The sequence below is a fragment of the Streptomyces sp. NPDC037288 genome, assembly GCF_055603265.1.
The window spans coordinates 1-1,324 of the sequence record NZ_JBVJVY010000220.1 but is presented as its reverse complement, the minus strand read 5'-3'; the positions used below and the strand labels follow the sequence as shown (position 1 = coordinate 1,324).

At 67.9% G+C, this 1,324-nt stretch carries 1 protein-coding gene; it reads left to right on the top strand.

What is annotated here, in order from left to right:
• Positions 1 to 130: 130 nt before the first annotated feature.
• On the top strand, positions 131 to 1,324 hold a 1,194-nt coding region (locus ACZ7GZ_RS43400), incomplete at its 3' end, for an NF041680 family putative transposase (protein ID WP_471033382.1).

Genomic DNA, 1,324 nt, shown 5'->3' with positions numbered 1-1,324 from the left:
TAACGTCCGGCGTCGAATGGTGTGTCGAACTTGATCACCTGGTCCGGTAACCGCCGTACATGGAAGCGGCCTTCGGCTGAACATGTGCTCCGACCAAGGAACACACACGTCCAGCACGAAGGCCGTGAGGATGAGTCTGCTGCATCACTACGCCCGGCGAGAGCCGTTGGAGCAACTGTCATGCTTCCGGGGCGAGTTCTACGCCTGTCTGACCGCTCGTTCGGACGCGTTGTTCGAGCTGGCTGATGCTGTTCTGTGCGGCGACGGACCGGTGAGATCGCTGGCCGAGCTGTCGCTGGTGGGTGAACACCGTCGCGGCCATGGAGGGCTCTATGCGGCTGTGGCCCGTGGACGCGTCGATGCCGGCCGGCTGCGGCGAGCACTGGCCGAAGTGCCACTGCCGCGGGCTGCCGACGGCCGGCTGGTCCTGGCTGTCGATGTCACCTGCTGGCTGCGGCCCGACGCCCACACCTCGCCCCAACGGATCCTGTGTCACACCTACGGCCGGGGCAAGGACCAGCACATCCCGGTCCCCGGCTGGCCCTACTCGATCATCTGCGCGCTCGAGCCGGGCCGCAGCTCATGGACCGCACCGCTGGACGCATTGCGTCTGACGCCCGGGGACGACACCGCCACCGTCACCGCCCGGCAGCTGCGCGATCTGCTTCAGCGACTGATCACCGCGGGACAGTGGCAGACGGGCGACCCGGACATCCTCATTGTCGCGGACGCCGGATACGACGCACCCCGCCTCGGCTTCCTCCTCAAAGACCTGCCGGTCCAAGTGCTGGCCAGGATGCGATCCGACCGCGTCCTACGCAGGGCTGCCCCACCCCGCCTCCCGCACACCCAGGGCCGACCACCCCGACACGGCGGCGAGTTCGTCTTCGGACAGCCTGACACCTGGGGCACCCCGAACACCGAAACGGCCGCCGACACCCGCCTCTACGGCACCGCCACCGCCCGCTCATGGAACCGGCTGCACCCCAAGCTGACCCACCGCTCTTCCTGGGCAGCCGACGACGGCACCCTCCCGATCGTCGAAGGGACGGTGATCCGCCTGGACATCGGCCACTTGCCCAGCGGAGCAACACCGAAGCCGGTCTGGCTGTGGTGGTCAGGCACCGATGCCACTGCGGCGGACACCGACCGTCTCTGGCAGGCATACCTGCGACGCTTCGACATCGAGCACACTTTCCGTCTGTTCAAGCAGACCCTCGGCTGGACCTCCCCGAAGATCCGCACCCCCGAAGCAGCCGACCGATGGACGTGGCTGATCCTCGCCGTCTACACCCAGCTGCGGCTGGCCCGGCCGCTGGCATCT